The 15,045-nt window shown below is 62.3% G+C and carries 12 protein-coding genes; 5 read left to right on the top strand and 7 right to left on the bottom strand.

Annotation, left to right across the window (positions count from 1 at the left end; all coding sequences use genetic code 11):
- The first annotated feature begins 47 nt into the window (after positions 1–47).
- Complete coding sequence (gene ilvD, locus F1735_RS18445) at positions 48–1,733, top strand: dihydroxy-acid dehydratase (RefSeq protein WP_167220986.1); 1,686 nt, start codon at positions 48–50, stop codon at positions 1,731–1,733.
- Positions 1,734–1,891: 158 nt separating this feature from the next.
- Here ilvD and F1735_RS18440 read toward each other — a convergent pair whose 3' ends face one another.
- A complete protein-coding gene (locus F1735_RS18440; RefSeq protein WP_167220988.1) occupies positions 1,892–2,122 on the bottom strand; it encodes a TIGR04438 family Trp-rich protein in 231 nt (76 codons plus the stop codon).
- Between the two features lie 185 nt (positions 2,123–2,307).
- Between F1735_RS18440 and F1735_RS18435 the strand changes: the two genes are divergently transcribed.
- Complete coding sequence (locus tag F1735_RS18435; RefSeq protein ID WP_167238300.1) at positions 2,308–2,616, top strand: c-type cytochrome; 309 nt, start codon at positions 2,308–2,310, stop codon at positions 2,614–2,616.
- 82 nt (positions 2,617–2,698) lie between these two features.
- Here F1735_RS18435 and F1735_RS18430 read toward each other — a convergent pair whose 3' ends face one another.
- From F1735_RS18430 to folD, 6 genes are all read right to left on the bottom strand, one after another.
- Positions 2,699–3,844 carry a branched-chain amino acid ABC transporter substrate-binding protein gene (locus F1735_RS18430; RefSeq protein ID WP_167238299.1) on the bottom strand — a complete coding sequence of 382 codons (1,146 nt, stop codon included), beginning with the start codon at positions 3,842–3,844 and terminating at the stop codon, positions 2,699–2,701.
- 245 nt (positions 3,845–4,089) lie between these two features.
- Entirely contained in the window at positions 4,090–4,464 is a 375-nt protein-coding gene (locus F1735_RS18425; RefSeq protein WP_167238298.1) for a hypothetical protein, read from the bottom strand.
- Entirely contained in the window at positions 4,461–4,886 is a 426-nt protein-coding gene (locus tag F1735_RS18420) for a DNA polymerase III subunit chi (protein ID WP_167238297.1), read from the bottom strand. The genes F1735_RS18425 and F1735_RS18420 overlap by 4 nt, the downstream gene beginning before the upstream one ends.
- 8 nt (positions 4,887–4,894) lie before the next feature.
- Positions 4,895–5,521, bottom strand: a complete 627-nt coding sequence (locus tag F1735_RS18415; protein WP_167238296.1) for a glutaredoxin family protein — start codon at positions 5,519–5,521, stop codon at positions 4,895–4,897.
- 26 nt (positions 5,522–5,547) lie between these two features.
- A complete protein-coding gene (locus tag F1735_RS18410) occupies positions 5,548–7,632 on the bottom strand; it encodes a M3 family metallopeptidase (protein ID WP_167238295.1) in 2,085 nt (694 codons plus the stop codon).
- 72 nt (positions 7,633–7,704) lie between these two features.
- Positions 7,705–8,559, bottom strand: a complete 855-nt coding sequence (folD, locus tag F1735_RS18405) for a bifunctional methylenetetrahydrofolate dehydrogenase/methenyltetrahydrofolate cyclohydrolase FolD (protein WP_167238294.1) — start codon at positions 8,557–8,559, stop codon at positions 7,705–7,707.
- Positions 8,560–8,857: 298 nt separating this feature from the next.
- Between folD and aceE the strand changes: the two genes are divergently transcribed.
- The 3 genes from aceE (at position 8,858) to lpdA (ending at position 14,914) form a co-directional block, all read left to right on the top strand.
- The gene (gene aceE / locus F1735_RS18400; protein ID WP_167238293.1) at positions 8,858–11,554 is read left to right on the top strand and encodes a pyruvate dehydrogenase (acetyl-transferring), homodimeric type; all 2,697 of its coding nucleotides are present in this window, start codon (positions 8,858–8,860) and stop codon (positions 11,552–11,554) included.
- Positions 11,555–11,730: 176 nt separating this feature from the next.
- The gene (gene aceF / locus F1735_RS18395; RefSeq protein WP_167238292.1) at positions 11,731–13,092 is read left to right on the top strand and encodes a dihydrolipoyllysine-residue acetyltransferase; all 1,362 of its coding nucleotides are present in this window, start codon (positions 11,731–11,733) and stop codon (positions 13,090–13,092) included.
- 13 nt (positions 13,093–13,105) lie between these two features.
- Positions 13,106–14,914: a dihydrolipoyl dehydrogenase gene (gene lpdA, locus F1735_RS18390; RefSeq protein WP_167238291.1), complete on the top strand. Its 1,809-nt coding sequence runs from the start codon at positions 13,106–13,108 to the stop codon at positions 14,912–14,914.
- Positions 14,915–15,045 lie beyond the last annotated feature (131 nt).

Here is a 15,045-nt window from a genome sequence, read left to right as displayed (position 1 = left end):
TTGCCTGCAAGGCATTCTTGTCGCTATCAAATCATCCGGAGCAAGCCATGTCAGACCAGCCACGCTACAACCGTCGTTCCCGCAACATCACCGAAGGCGTCTCGCGCAGCCCGAACCGCTCGATGTACTACGCCATGGGCTATGAAACCGAGGATTTCGACAAGCCGATGATCGGCATCGCCAACGGCCACTCCACCATTACCCCATGCAACTCGGGCTTGCAAAAGCTGGCCGACATTGCCATCACCACGATCAAGGCGGCCGGCGCCAATCCCCAGGTGTTCGGCACGCCGACCATTTCGGACGGCATGTCGATGGGCACCGAAGGCATGAAATATTCGCTCATCTCGCGCGAAGTGATCGCCGACTGCATCGAAACCGCCGTCAACGGCCAGTGGATGGATGGCGTGGTCGTGATCGGCGGCTGCGACAAGAACATGCCGGGCGGGATGATCGCCCTGGCGCGCACCAATGTGCCGGGCATTTATGTGTACGGCGGCACCATCAAGCCGGGCAACTGGAAAGGCAAGGACCTGACCATCGTGTCGGCCTTCGAGGCGGTGGGCGAATTTACCGCCGGGCGCATGTCGAAGGAAGACTTCGACGGCATCGAGCGCAACGCCTGCCCCTCGGCCGGTTCCTGCGGCGGCATGTACACGGCCAACACCATGTCATCCTCGTTCGAGGCGCTGGGAATGGGTTTGCTGTATTCGTCGACCATGGCCAATCCGGACGATGAAAAGGTCGGCTCGGCCGCCGAATCGGCGCGCGTGCTGGTCGAGGCCGTTAAAAAGGACCTCAAGCCGCGCGACATCATCACCCGCAAGTCGATCGAAAACGCCGTTTCCCTGATCATGGCCACGGGCGGTTCGACCAACGCCGTGCTGCATTACCTGGCGATTGCCCATGCGGCCGAAGTCGAGTGGACCATCGACGACTTCGAGCGCGTGCGCCAGAAAGTGCCGGTCATCTGCAACCTCAAGCCGTCCGGGCAGTACGTGGCGACCGACCTGCACAAGGCCGGCGGCGTGCCGCAAGTGCTCAAGCTCTTGCTCGACGCCGGCTTGTTGCACGGCGACTGCATCACCATCACCGGCCGCACGATCGCCGAGGAACTGGCCGAGATCCCGTCGGTACCGGACCCGAAGCAGGATGTTATCCGCACCATCGACAAGGCGCTGTACCGCCAGGGGCACCTCGCGATCCTCAAGGGAAACCTGTCGCCGGAAGGCTGCGTGGCCAAGATTACCGGGCTGAAAAATCCCGTGATCACCGGTCCGGCGCGCGTGTTCAACGACGAATATACGGCCATGGATGCGATCCTGGCCGACGGCATCAAGGCGGGCGACGTGCTGGTGATGCGCTACCTGGGGCCGAAGGGCGGTCCCGGCATGCCGGAAATGCTGGCGCCGACGGCGGCGCTGATCGGCAAGGGACTGGGCGAATCGGTGGGCTTGATTACGGACGGGCGTTTTTCGGGCGGGACCTGGGGCATGGTGGTCGGCCACGTGGCGCCGGAAGCCTTCGATGGCGGCACGATCGCACTGGTGGAAGAGGGCGATTCGGTGACCATCGATGCGCACCAGCAACTGATCCAGCTGAATGTGAGCGATGAGGAAATTGCCCGCCGCCGCGCCAACTGGGTCAAGCCGGCGCCGCGCTATACGCGCGGGGTGCTGGCCAAGTTCGCGGCGCTGGCCTCGTCGGCCAGCAAGGGAGCGGTGACGGGGTAAATAAGCCGTCGCTTCTGATCGTCGCTTCTGGCCGTCGACCCATAAACCGTCGCCCCCGCGCAGGCGGGGGCGATGGTGTTTAAGTCAAAGGCTGGATTGGCGCGCAGGCGCCGGTCTTGAGGTCATCGGGCGTTCGCGCTTGCCCGGCGCGCAAGAGCTTAGCGCTTGTTGGCCTTGTCAAACGCTTCCTTGATGCGGTCCTTGCGGCGTTGCTCATCGACGTTGTGGGCTTTTTTCTTGTCCAGTCCGAAAATCTTTTCGACAAACTCGAACCACAGGAAGGCCACGAACATCAGCCCGATGATCCACCACCACGACAACTCGGCAAAACGCCAGACTTCGAAATAGCGCAGGCCCACAAGCGCTGCAATTAATAGAATCACTGGCATGACACACTCCTTTTCATATGCGTATCTTACAAACAATTTCTCCGAAGGGGCAGTAAAATCGTGTCCTCTGGCAAATAGTTGGGTCAACCGTCCACACGCTTGACCCGTTATAGAGCGTGTGGCCGCACATTCGCATTGACGAAACACGGTAAAATTGCATTCAGTTGTTCACTCTGGAGAAATACATGAAACGGTCCCTGATGTTGTTCACGGTATTGTCGGCACTGGCCTCGTCGAGCGCCATGGCGAACGCCGATCTGGCAAAAGCAAAAAATTGCATGGCTTGCCACGCGGTCGCGAACAAGGTAGTCGGGCCAGCCTACAAGGATGTTGCGGCCAAGTATGCCGGCCAGAAGGATGCCGAAGCCAAGCTGGTGGCCAAAGTCTTGAAGGGCGGCGCCGGTGCATGGGGCGCGGTACCGATGCCAGCCAATCCGCAGGTGAGCGACGCTGAAGCGCATACCCTGGTGAAATGGATCCTGACCCAGAAGTAAATCGCCGCACCCAACAAAAAACGCGCTGTCAGCGCGTTTTTTTATGCCGCCAGCGTTGGCCGCAGCCAAGGCCCGCCAGCGCTTACTTGACCACGGACATCTTGGTCTTCTTGCCGCCCTTGAAGGTGAACATGGTCAGCGCGCCATCCTTGATGTCGCCCTTGTCGTCGAACTGGATCAGGCCGGTAACGCCCTGATACTTGATTTTTTGCAGTTCCGGCAGATATTTGACCGGGTCAGCCGACTTGGCATTCTGCATCGCCGTCGCCATTACCATCACCGCATCGTACACATACGGCGAATACAACTGTACGCTTTCGTTCGGGAAGCGTTTCTTGTAGCGCGCCACGAAGTCGGCGAACGATTTTTCTTGCTCGCCGCTCACGCCACCCGCTTCGGCGCAGGTGACGTTGCCTTCGCCCACGCCGTCACCGGCCAGGCGCACCAGCGATTCGGTGCAAATGCCGTCGCCGCCCATGAACTTGGCGTTGATGCCGAGCGCCTTCATCTGCTTGAGCATCGGGCCGCCGACCGCATCCATGCCGCCGAAGAAGACCAGGTCCGGCTTCTTGTTCTTGATCGAGGTCAGGATGGCGGTGAAGTCGGTCGCGGTGGCGCTGGTAAATTCCTTGCCGACGATTTTGACCGCTGGATTCTGGGCTTTGGCGCCCTTGAGGAATTCGGTGGCCACGCCCTGGCCGTAGGCCGAGCGGTCATCGATCACGGCAATGTTGCTCGCCTTCAGGGTGTCGACCGCGTAGCGGCCCAGGGTGCCGCCGAGCTTGTTGTCGTTGGCGACCACGCGGAAGGCCGACTTGAAGCCTTGCTTGGTGTATTCGGGAATCGTGGAAGACGGGGAAATCTGGGGAATCCCGGCGTTGTGGTAAATCCGCGAAGCCGGTACGGTGGTGCCCGAATTGAGGTGGCCGATCACGCCGTTGACCTTGGCATCGACCAGTTTTTGCGCCACGGCCGTGCCCTGCTTGGGATCGGCGCCGTCGTCTTCCAGCACCAGTTCCAGCTTGACCTTCTTGCCATTGATCATGAAGCCTTTGGCGTTCAATTCTTCCACGGCCATTTTGGCGCCGTTCTCGTTATCCTTGCCCAAGTGCGCGCTGGCGCCCGAAATCGGAGCAACGTGGCCGATCTTGACGATATCTTGTGCGCTGGCGCTGCCGGCGAAGGCCATGGCGATTGCGAGTGGAATGAGTTTGGTCGTGAACTGCATGTGCATTCTCCATTGGATTGAAAACAGACAGCGCTCGTGGCGCCGTTTCGAAAATTTTGTGTAGGGCAAAAGGTACAACAATTTAAATGCAACGCAAAGCCGATTGTCAGAATTTTCGCAACAATTTGACCTTGCTCACCATAAACGCGCGTGGCAGGCGTGCGTAGACAGCGCGTCGCACACTATTGACGCTGTTTTGTAAGCAAATGAAAGGCGCCGGCCCCAGGCGGGCGCGGGTGGGGCGACTATGGCGGCGGCTGGCGCTGTTGCAGCGCGCCCAGCTCTTGCGCGACGGCGCGCGCGACGATGGCGTCGATACTGTCTTGCAGGCCGCGCCGCAGCTCGGCCGTGATATCGCCGACGGCCTGGCGCAACACTTGTTCCAAGCTCTCGCGCAGGCGGTGTTCGAGCATGATGTCGACGCTTCCCTGGAGTTGCTGGACGATGCGGTCGGACAGGCGCCGTTCCAGCGCCGCCCATTCCGGATCGGCGCCTGCCGGCGCGCCGTCCTGGTCTGCCGGCACGCTGTCGGTGGCGGGCTCGGCCAACGCCTCGCCCTGATCGGAAAACAATTCCGTCAACACAGGAATATTCGGGTCGAATGGACGAGCCTGGCTCATGACTGGCCTGCGACAAAGTGGGTCAATGGATAGGATTGCTGCTTGTAGGCGACGTAGCGCTTGCGGCCGGCGGCGGCGTCGCTTTCATCCGTGGAAATGATTTCGAACAGGCGCTCGAAGCGATCGAGCTGGGCCGGCGTGGCCCGGCTCAGGTTGACCAGCATGTCATGATGCGGCAGCTCGGCCGCGGCGTCATGGGCGATGATGATCGGGGTGTGCGCGGCCAGCGGGTCGCCGGCCATCACGTGCGGCAGGAAATCGGTTTCCGACAAGGTCCACAGGGCCTCATCCAGCGCTTGCGCCTGCGCCGCATCCTCGGCCAGCAGCACCACGCGGGCACGGCTGGCAAGGGCTTTGCGCGCCAGCCGGCAAGCGTAGCTCAGCTTGTCCGGGATATTGGTATGGAAATCGATCCGCGTCATCGTCGTCCTCAGAACACGAAGCCGGGCGGGGCGGTTTTTTCACCCGGCGCCGGGGCCGGCGCGGCTTTGCGATCGCCCTCCTTGCCCTTGTCGTCCGCTTTCGGTGCTTCCGGTTCCGGCGGGGAGGCCGGGCTTGGCTTCGTATATTGATACCCCGAAGGAAGAATCGTTTTTTCCGGGTAGGCGGCGTCGGTCAGCATCGAATTCCAGGCGGCCGCTTCAAAACCGGTCGACTTGGCGCGGCCGATCTTGATGAACGGAATGCGGCCGTCGCCGCCCGCTTCCTTCATCTTGGCTTCATCGGCGCTCGTTTGCACGGTCTTCTCGGTAAACGGAATCCCGCGCGCTTTCAGGAAGGTGCGGCCCTTGTCGCAATATTCGCATTTGGCGCGCGTATACAACACCACCGGATGCGCGCGCGCCGCCTGCGCCAGTGCATACGGCAGCGGCACGGTGGCCGCGCCGCCGGCGCCGGCCTTGATTTCGATCGGCTTGGCGTTGGCCGGCGGCGGCTTGTCGCTGAAGGTCACCTTGCCCGACGCATCGACCCACTTGTACATCTGTTGTGCGCCGGCGCCGCCTGCGCACAACAGCAGTGCCATCATCGTGCCAGCCATCTTTTTTGCTACTGTCATTACAATTCTCCTGCTGGCACGGTCTTTCAGGACTGCATGCCGCTGTGGCGCAACAGCGCATCGATACTGGGCTCGCGGCCACGGAAAGCCTTGAACGATTCGAGCGCGGGGCGCGAACCGCCGACGGCCAGTATCTCTTGCTGGAAGCGTTTGCCGGTTTCTTCGGAAAGGGCTCCGCCGCCGGCCTCGACCGCTTCTTCAAAGGCGGCGTACGCATCGGCGGACAATACTTCAGCCCACTTGTAGCTATAGTAACCGGCGGCGTACCCTCCGGCAAAAATATGTCCGAAAGAATGTTGGAAACGGTTAAATGCGGGCGGCATCATGACCGAGAACTTCTGGCGCACGTCGTTGATCAATTCCTGCACCGTCTGCTTGCTGGCCGGGTCGAAGTCGTAGTGCAGGTGCATGTCGACCAGCGAAAACTCCACCTGGCGCAGGGTTTGCAGGCCTGACTGGAAGTTTTTAGCGGCCAGCATCTTGTCGTACAGTGTACGCGGCAGCGGTTCGCCGGTCTTCACGTGGGCGGTCAGGTGCTGCAGCACGTCCCATTCCCAGCAAAAGTTTTCCATGAATTGCGATGGCAGTTCGACCGCATCCCACTCCACGCCGGAAATGCCGGAAACGGCGATTTCGTCCACTTGCGTGAGCATGTGGTGCAAACCGTGGCCAAATTCGTGGAACAGGGTCGTCACTTCGTCGTGCGTGAAGATCGATGGCTGCAACTGGCCGTCGACGCTGGCCGGCGGGGTGAAGTTGCAGGTCAGGTAGGCTACTGGTGTCTGCAGCAGGCCGCCGGTTTGCAGGCGGCGTCCGCGGGCGTCGTCCATCCAGGCGCCGCCGCCCTTGCCGCTGCGCGCGTACAGGTCGAGGTAGAACTGGCCGACCAGCTTGCCGCCCTTCTCGATGCGGAAAAAGCGCACGTCCGGATGCCAGACGGCGGCCGTATCGGGCTTGATGTCGGCCGAGAACAGGCTTTGCACCAGGCGGAACAGGCCATCGACGACTTTCGGCTCGGGGAAGTATTGCTTCACTTCCTGGGCCGAGAAGGCGTAGCGGCGCTCGCGCAGTTTTTCGGACGCGTAGCTCAGGTCCCAGGCTTCGACCTGGCCGATGCCGAGTTCATCCTTGGCAAAGGCGCGCAGTTCGGCCAGGTCTTGCTCGGCGAACGGACGCGCGCGGCGCGCCAGGTCTTCCAGGAATTCGATCACGTGTTCGGGGCTCTGGGCCATTTTCGGCACCAGCGAGACTTCGGCGAAATTACGATAATCGAGCAATTTGGCTTCTTCGTCGCGCAATTTGAGCAAACTGGCGATGTTGCTGCTGTTGTCCCACTTTTCCAGCTCGCTGAACACGGTGCCCATTTCCGACGCCTTGGTGGCGCTGGCGCGGTAGATCGTTGCGCGCAGTTCGCGCTTGTCGGCAAATTGCAGGATCGGGAAGTAGGACGGGAAGTGCAGGGTGAACTGCCAGCCGGCCTTGCCGTCTTTCTCGGCGGCGGCGCGCGCGGCTTGCTTGACGTCGTCCGGCAGGCCGGCCAGGTCGGCCTCCTCTTCCACCATCAGCTTGTAGTCGTTGGTGGCGTCGAGCACGTTTTCCGAAAAGCGGGTCGAGATGCTGGCGTGCTGCTCCTGGATGGCGGCAAAGCGCTCCTTTTTCGACTCGGGCAGTTCGGCCCCGCCCAGGCGGAAGTCGCGCAGGGCGTTGTCGACGATGCGCTTGCGCGCCGCCGACAGCGTGTCGTAGGCGGCGCTGGCGCGAATCGCCTTGTACTTGGCGAACAGCGCTTCGTTCTGGGCCAGCGCGGTCCAGAATTCGGTCACCTTCGGCTGGTTGTCGTTGTAGGTGGCGCGCAGTTCGGGCGTGTCCACCACATTGTTCAGGTGGCTGACCACGCCCCAGGCGCGGCCCAGCTGTTCGGTCGCTTCTTCCAGCGGAATGACGAAGTTGTCCCAGCTAACGTCGTCGGCCGGCGCTTCCAGCCCGGCCACGACCGCGCTCGCCTGCGCGATCAGCTGGTCGATGGCCGGCGTGACATGCTCCGGCTTGATATCGTTAAAACGTGGCAGGTCGCTGAAATCGAGCAGGGGATTGCTGGTATCGGTAGTCATGGTGGTTTCCTCAAGTCGGTTTCAAATGGCGGTTTCAATTCAACGTCAGTCGCGCCGGCGCGTGTACGTGTTTTACGCTAAACGCGCGCGTTCGGCCGCTTCGACCGTGTTCATCAGCAGCATGGTAATCGTCATCGGCCCCACGCCGCCCGGCACCGGGGTGATGTGGGCGGCCACGTCGCGTACCGCCGCGGTATCGACATCGCCGCACAGCTTGCCGTCATCGTCGCGGTTCATGCCCACATCGATCACGATCGCGCCCGGCTTGACCATGTCAAAGGTGAGCGTATTGCGACGTCCCACGGCGGCCACCACCACATCGGCCTGGCGCGTGTGGTAAGCCAGGTCCGGCGTCGCACTATGGCATATGGTCACGGTGGCGTTCGCTTGCAAGAGCAACAGCGCCATTGGTTTGCCGACCGTGTTGCTGCGCCCGATCACGACGGCGTGCTTGCCGCGCAGGTCGTATCCGGTGCTTTCGATCAGTTTCATGCAGCCGTACGGGGTACACGGGCGGAAACCCGGCAGGCCGGTCATCAGTTCGCCGGCGCTCAGGACCGAGTAGCCGTCCACGTCTTTGGTGGTCGAGATCGCTTCGATCACCTTGTTCGGATTGATGTGCTTCGGCAGCGGCATCTGCACCAGGATGCCGTGGATGGCCGGGTCGGCGTTCAGGCTGGCGATGCGTGCGAGCAAAGCCGCTTCGCTCAGGTCGGCGTCATACTTTTCCAGGATCGAATGAAAACCGACGTCCGCGCAAGCCTTGACCTTGTTGCGTACATACACGTGACTGGCCGGGTCTTCCCCCACCAGGATCACGGCCAGGCCGGGCTGCTTGCCTTTGGCGGTCAGGACACTGGCGCGCTGCTTGATTTCTGCGCGTAATTGTTGGGAGAGGAGAACACCATCGATCAGTTGAGCGGACATGATTTTTAGCCGGAGCAAGAGTGGGAGGAAAAGAGCGGGAGAAAAGCGGGATTATAAAGCCACTGCTGCTATCGCGTGCCCCGAATCCCCGTAAGCGACCATACTCTTGCCTTGAAGGAAATATGGACTTGACCTTCACGGAAAGCAATTTACCACGATATGAAACGATATATCGCAATTTGAAAAAGCAGAAAACTACTGTTAGAATTGCTGCACTAATTTTGGGTATTGGTAAATAATCAGCAAAACGTCCGCCGCGATGTCGATCGGGTAGGGCACTAACAAAGGAGACGCATCAATGTCAGCTCAACTCGACCAGTTGACGGCAGCAGCCGCCAACGATCCCGACACGCTCGAAACCAAGGAGTGGCTCGACGCGCTCGAAGCCGTCATTGAAAATGAAGGCACCGACCGCGCGCACTACCTGATGGAACGCATGGTCGACCTGGCCCGCCGCCGCGGCGCCCACATCCCGTTTTCCAGCAACACCGCCTACGTCAACACCATTCCCACCCACCTCGAAGAACACTGCCCGGGCAACCTGGAGTACGAAGAGCGCCTGCGCTCGTGGATGCGCTGGAACGCGATGGCGATGGTGGTCAAGGCCAACCGCGCCGACGGCGACCTGGGTGGCCACATTTCGAGCTTCGCCTCGCTGGCGAACATGCTCGGCATCGGCTTCAACCACTTCTGGCGCGCGCCGACCGCCGACCACGGCGGCGACCTGCTGTACCTGCAAGGGCACTCGTCGCCCGGTATCTACGCGCGCGCCTTCCTCGAAGGGCGCCTGTCGGAAGACCAGATGCTCAATTTCCGCCGCGAAGTCGACGGCAAGGGCCTGTCCTCGTACCCGCACCCGAAACTGATGCCGACCTTCTGGCAGTTCCCGACCGTCTCGATGGGCCTGGGCCCGCTGATGGCGATCTACCAGGCGCGCTTCCTGAAGTACCTGCACGCGCGTTCGATCGCCGACACCTCCAACCGCAAGGTCTGGGTCTTCTGCGGCGACGGCGAGATGGACGAGCCGGAATCGATGGGCGCGATCGGCATGGCCGCGCGCGAGCGCCTCGACAACCTGGTGATGGTCGTCAACTGCAACCTGCAGCGCCTCGACGGCCCTGTGCGCGGCAACGGCAAGATCATCCAGGAACTCGAAGCGGACTTCCGCGGCGCCGGCTGGAACGTGGTCAAGGTGATCTGGGGACCGGGCTGGGACGCCCTGCTGGCCAAGGACAAGGAAGGCATCCTGCAGCGCGTGATGATGGAAACCGTCGACGGCGAGTACCAGAACTACAAGGCCAAGGACGGCGCCTACGTGCGCAAGAACTTCTTCGGCAAGCATCCGAAGCTGCTCGAAATGGTCGCCAACATGACCGACGACGACATCTGGCGCCTGACGCGCGGCGGCCACGATCCGCACAAGATCTACGCCGCCTTCAAGATCGCGCAGGAAAACAAGGGCACCCCGACTGTCCTGCTGGTGAAAACCGTCAAGGGCTTCGGCATGGGCAAGTCCGGCGAAGCGCGCAACACCGCGCACCAGACCAAGAAGCTCGACGACGAAGCGATCCGCGAAATGCGCGACCGCTTTGCGATCCCTATTCCCGACGACAAGCTGGCCGAGATCCCGTTCTTCAAGCCGGCCGACGATGCGCCCGAAATGGTCTACCTGCACAAGCGCCGCGAACTGCTGGGCGGCTACCTGCCGCAGCGCCGTCCGCAAGCTGCCGAATCGCTGCCGGTGCCTGCGCTGTCGGCATTCCAGAACGTGCTGGACGCGACCGCCGAAGGCCGCGAAATCTCGACCACGCAGTCCTTCGTGCGCATCATTTCGACCCTGCTGCGCGACCCGAACCTGGGCCAGCGCATCGTGCCGATCCTGGTCGACGAGTCGCGCACCTTCGGGATGGAAGGCTTGTTCCGCCAGATCGGCATCTTCAATCAACAGGGCCAGTTGTACGAGCCGGTCGATAAAGACCAGGTCATGTACTACCGCGAAGACAAGGCCGGCCAGATCCTGCAGGAAGGCATCAACGAAGCGGGCGGCATGAGCTCGTGGATCGCCGCGGCGACCTCGTACTCGACCAACAACCGGATCATGATCCCGTTCTACACCTTCTACTCGATGTTCGGCATGCAGCGCATCGGCGACCTGGCGTGGGCGGCGGGCGACATGCGCGCACGCGGCTTCCTGATGGGCGGCACGGCGGGCCGTACGACCTTGAACGGCGAAGGCTTGCAGCACGAAGATGGTCACAGCCACGTGATGGCGGCGACCATTCCGAACTGTCTGCCGTACGATCCGACCTTCGCGCACGAAGTGGCGGTCATCGTCCAGGACGGCCTGCGCCGCATGGTGGCGGAACAGGAAGACGTGTTCTACTACATCACCTTGATGAACGAGAACTACGAGCAGCCAGGCCTGACCCCCGGCACGGAAGAGGGCATCCTGAAAGGCATGTACCTCTTGCAAGCGGGCGAGGCGGCAGCCGCCCAGCGCGTGCAGCTGGTCGGTTCGGGCACGATCCTGCGCGAATCGATCTTCGCGGCCGAACTGCTGCAGAAGGACTTCGGCATTGCGGCCGATGTGTGGTCGGCGCCGTCGCTGACCCTGATCGCCCGCGACGGCCAGGACGCCGAGCGCTGGAGCATGGTGCATCCGACCGATGCGCCACGCCTGCCGTACGTCACGCAGTTGATGGAAAAGACCACCGGTCCGATCATCGCCACGACCGACTACATGCGCCTGTTCGCCGAACAGATCCGCGCGTTCATGCCGAAGGGCCGCACCTACAAAGTGCTCGGCACCGATGGTTTTGGCCGCTCCGACAGCCGCGTCAAGCTGCGCGAGTTCTTTGAAGTGAACCGTTACTATATCGTCGTGGCGGCGCTCAAAGCGCTGGCTGACGAAGGCGCGATTGCCACTTCGGTGGTGGCTGAGGCGATTGCCAAGTACGGCATCAATCCTGACAAGCCGAATCCGGTGACCCAGTAACTTTGCCACGGCGTCCTGGCCCTCGTGCGTAACTTGGATTCCCGCCGAGGGCCGCCTTGGCGCGGGAACGACGGAGCTAGCCTCGTCGTTCCCGCATCAAGATGGCCCTCGGCGGGAACCCAAGTGTCGGGGTGCCGCGAACGCGCGACTAAACGAATAAGAACGGAGTAAACGCTATGAGCATTGTGGAAGTCAAAGTCCCGGATATCGGCGACTTCAAGGAAGTCGAAGTCATCGAGTTGATGGTCAAGCCGGGCGACACCATCAAGGTCGACCAGTCGCTGATCACGGTCGAATCCGACAAGGCCAGCATGGAGATCCCGTCCAGCCACGCCGGCGTGGTCAAGGAACTCAAAATCAAGGTCGGTGACAAGGTCGCCGAAGGCGCACTGTTGCTGATCCTCGAAAGCGACGACGCAGCCGCCGCGCCAGCCGCCGCAGCCGCGCCAGCCGCCGCAGCCGCGCCAGCGCCAGCCGCCGCAGCCGCTCCGGCGCCAGCCCCCGCAGCGCCAGCCGCCGCTGCGCCAGCCGCAGCGCCAGCCGCAGCGCCAGCACCAGCCGCCGCACCTGCCGCCGCCGACGCCGCCCCTGCCCAATCGAACGCCAAGGCCCACGCCTCGCCATCGATCCGCAAGTTCGCGCGCGAACTCGGGGTCGACCTGCTGCGCGTGCCCGGCAGCGGACCGAAGGGCCGCATCACCCAGCAGGACGTGCAGAACTTCGTCAAGGGCGTGCTCGCGAGCGCATCGCCTGGCAACGGCGCCAAGGCCTCGGGCGGCGGTACCGGCGTCGGTCTCGACCTGCTGCCATGGCCATCGCTCGACTTCAGCAAATTCGGTCCGACCGAACTGCTGCCGCTGTCGCGCATCAAGAAAATCAGTGGCCCGAACCTGCACCGCAACTGGGTGATGATCCCGCACGTGACGCAGTTCGACGAGTCCGACGTGACCGACCTGGAACAGTTCCGCGTCGATTCGAACGCCGCGCTGGCCAAGTCCAAGTCGACCGTCAAGCTGACCATGCTCGCTTTCGTGATCAAGGCCAGCGTCGCCGCGCTGAAAAAGTACCCGGCGTTCAACGCATCGATCGACGCCACCGGCGCCAACCTGATTCTCAAGCAGTACTACAACATCGGCTTTGCAGCCGATACGCCGAACGGCCTGATGGTCCCGGTCATCAAGGACGCCGACAAGAAATCGATCTCGCAGATCGCCGTCGACATGGGCGAGCTGTCGGCCCAGGCGCGCGACGGCAAGCTCAGTCCAGCCAACATGCAGGGCGCGACCTTCACCATCTCGTCGCTCGGCGGCATTGGTGGCACGGCCTTCACGCCGATCATCAACGCACCGGAAGTGGCGATCCTTGGCCTGTCCAAGTCGTCCATGAAGCCGGTGTGGGACGGCGCGGCCTTCCAGCCACGCCTGATGCTGCCGCTGTCGCTGTCGTACGATCACCGCGTGATCGACGGCGCCATGGCCGCACGCTTCACCGCATATCTGGCCGAAGTGATGGCCGATCTGCGCAAGACCTTGTTATAAGGACGACACAGCGATGAGCACAATCGAGGTAAAAGTACCGAATATCGGCGACTTCAAGGAAGTCGAAGTCATTGAAGTGATGATCAAGGTGGGCGACACGATCAAGGTCGACCAATCCCTGATCACCGTCGAATCCGACAAGGCCAGCATGGAAATCCCGGCCAGTCACGCCGGCGTGGTCAAGGAAATCAAAGTCAAGGTGGGCGACAAGATCGCCGAAGGCTCGATGCTGCTGGTGCTCGACGAGGCTGGCGACGCTGCTGCGGCCCCGGCGGCGGCTCCGGCGGCAACTGCCGCTGCCGCGCCAACCGAATCGCAGGCGCCTGCGCATCCGACCCCGCCAGCCGCTCCGGTGGCGGCAGCACCAGCGCCAAGCATGGCCAGGTACGACGGCAAGGTCGACATCGAATGCGAGATGATGGTGCTCGGCGCAGGTCCCGGCGGCTACTCGGCGGCATTCCGCTCGGCCGACCTGGGCATGAACACGGTGCTGATCGAGCGTTACGCCTCGCTCGGCGGCGTGTGCCTGAACGTCGGCTGCATTCCATCGAAAGCGCTGCTGCACGTGGCGGCCGTGATCGATGAAACGCAAGCCATGTCCAAGCACGGCATCAGCTTCGCCAAGCCGGAGATCGACATCGACCAGCTGCGCGCCTACAAGGACAAGGTCATCACCAAGATGACCACGGGTCTTGCGGGCATGGCCAAGATGCGCAAGGTCAATGTGGTGCAGGGTGTCGGCCAGTTCGTCAGCGCCAACCACATCGAAGTGACGGCCGCCGACGGCAGCAAGAAGGTGGTGCAGTTCCAGAAGGCGATCATCGCCGCCGGTTCGGCCGTGGTCAACCTGCCGTTCGTGCCGACAGATCCGCGCATCGTCGATTCGACCGGCGCGCTGGAACTGCGCCAGATCCCGAAACGCATGCTGGTCATCGGCGGCGGCATCATCGGCCTGGAAATGGCCACCGTGTACTCGACCCTCGGCGCCCGCATCGATGTGGTTGAAATGCTCGATGGCCTGATGCAGGGCGCCGACCGCGACATGGTCAAGGTCTGGCAGAAGTTCAACGAGAAGCGCTTCGACAAGGTCATGACCAAGACCAGGACGGTCGCCGTGGAAGCGCTGGAAGAGGGCATCAAAGTGAGCTTCGAAGCAGCGGAAGCCGGCGCCACCGCGCCCGAGCCGCAGATTTACGACATGGTGCTGGTCGCCGTGGGCCGCAGCCCGAACGGCGGCAAGATCGCCGCCGACAAGGCTGGCGTGACGGTGACCGAGCGCGGTTTCATTCCGGTCGACGCGCAGATGCGCACCAATGTGCCGCACATTTTCGCCATTGGCGACCTGGTGGGCCAGCCGATGCTGGCGCACAAGGCGGTGCATGAAGCGCACGTCGCGGCCGAAGCGGCGCATGGCGAGAAGGCTTTCTTCGACGTCAAGGTGATTCCATCGGTGGCGTATACCGATCCCGAAGTGGCATGGGTCGGCATGACCGAAGACGAGGCGAAAGCCAAGGGCATCAAGCTCGAAAAAGGGCACTTCCCGTGGGCCGCCAGCGGTCGCGCGGTTGCCAATGGGCGTGACGAGGGCTTCACCAAGCTGCTGTTCGACGCCGAGACGCACCGCATTGTCGGTGGCGGGATCGTGGGCACGCATGCCGGCGACATGATCGGCGAGATCGCGCTGGCGATCGAGATGGGCGCCGACGGCATCGATATCGCCAAGACGATTCACCCGCACCCGACCCTGGGCGAGTCGATCGGGATGGCGGCGGAAGTGTATGAAGGCACATGCACGGACTTGCCGCCGGTGCGCAAGAAGTAAGCGCAGGAATACAAAAAGCCCCGTTCGCGCGTTTGCGTCAACGGGGCTTTTCTATTGCGCTGTAATAGCTACGTAGACTTTAGTACCCTGTCTTTTAGAGCCGTCGTCCCCGCGAAGGCGGGGATCCATAG

Origin of the sequence: Massilia genomosp. 1, from assembly GCF_011682185.1 — a bacterium.
GTDB lineage: Bacteria > Pseudomonadota > Gammaproteobacteria > Burkholderiales > Burkholderiaceae_D > Telluria_A > Telluria_A rubra.
This window is presented reverse-complemented; position numbering and strand designations above follow the sequence as displayed.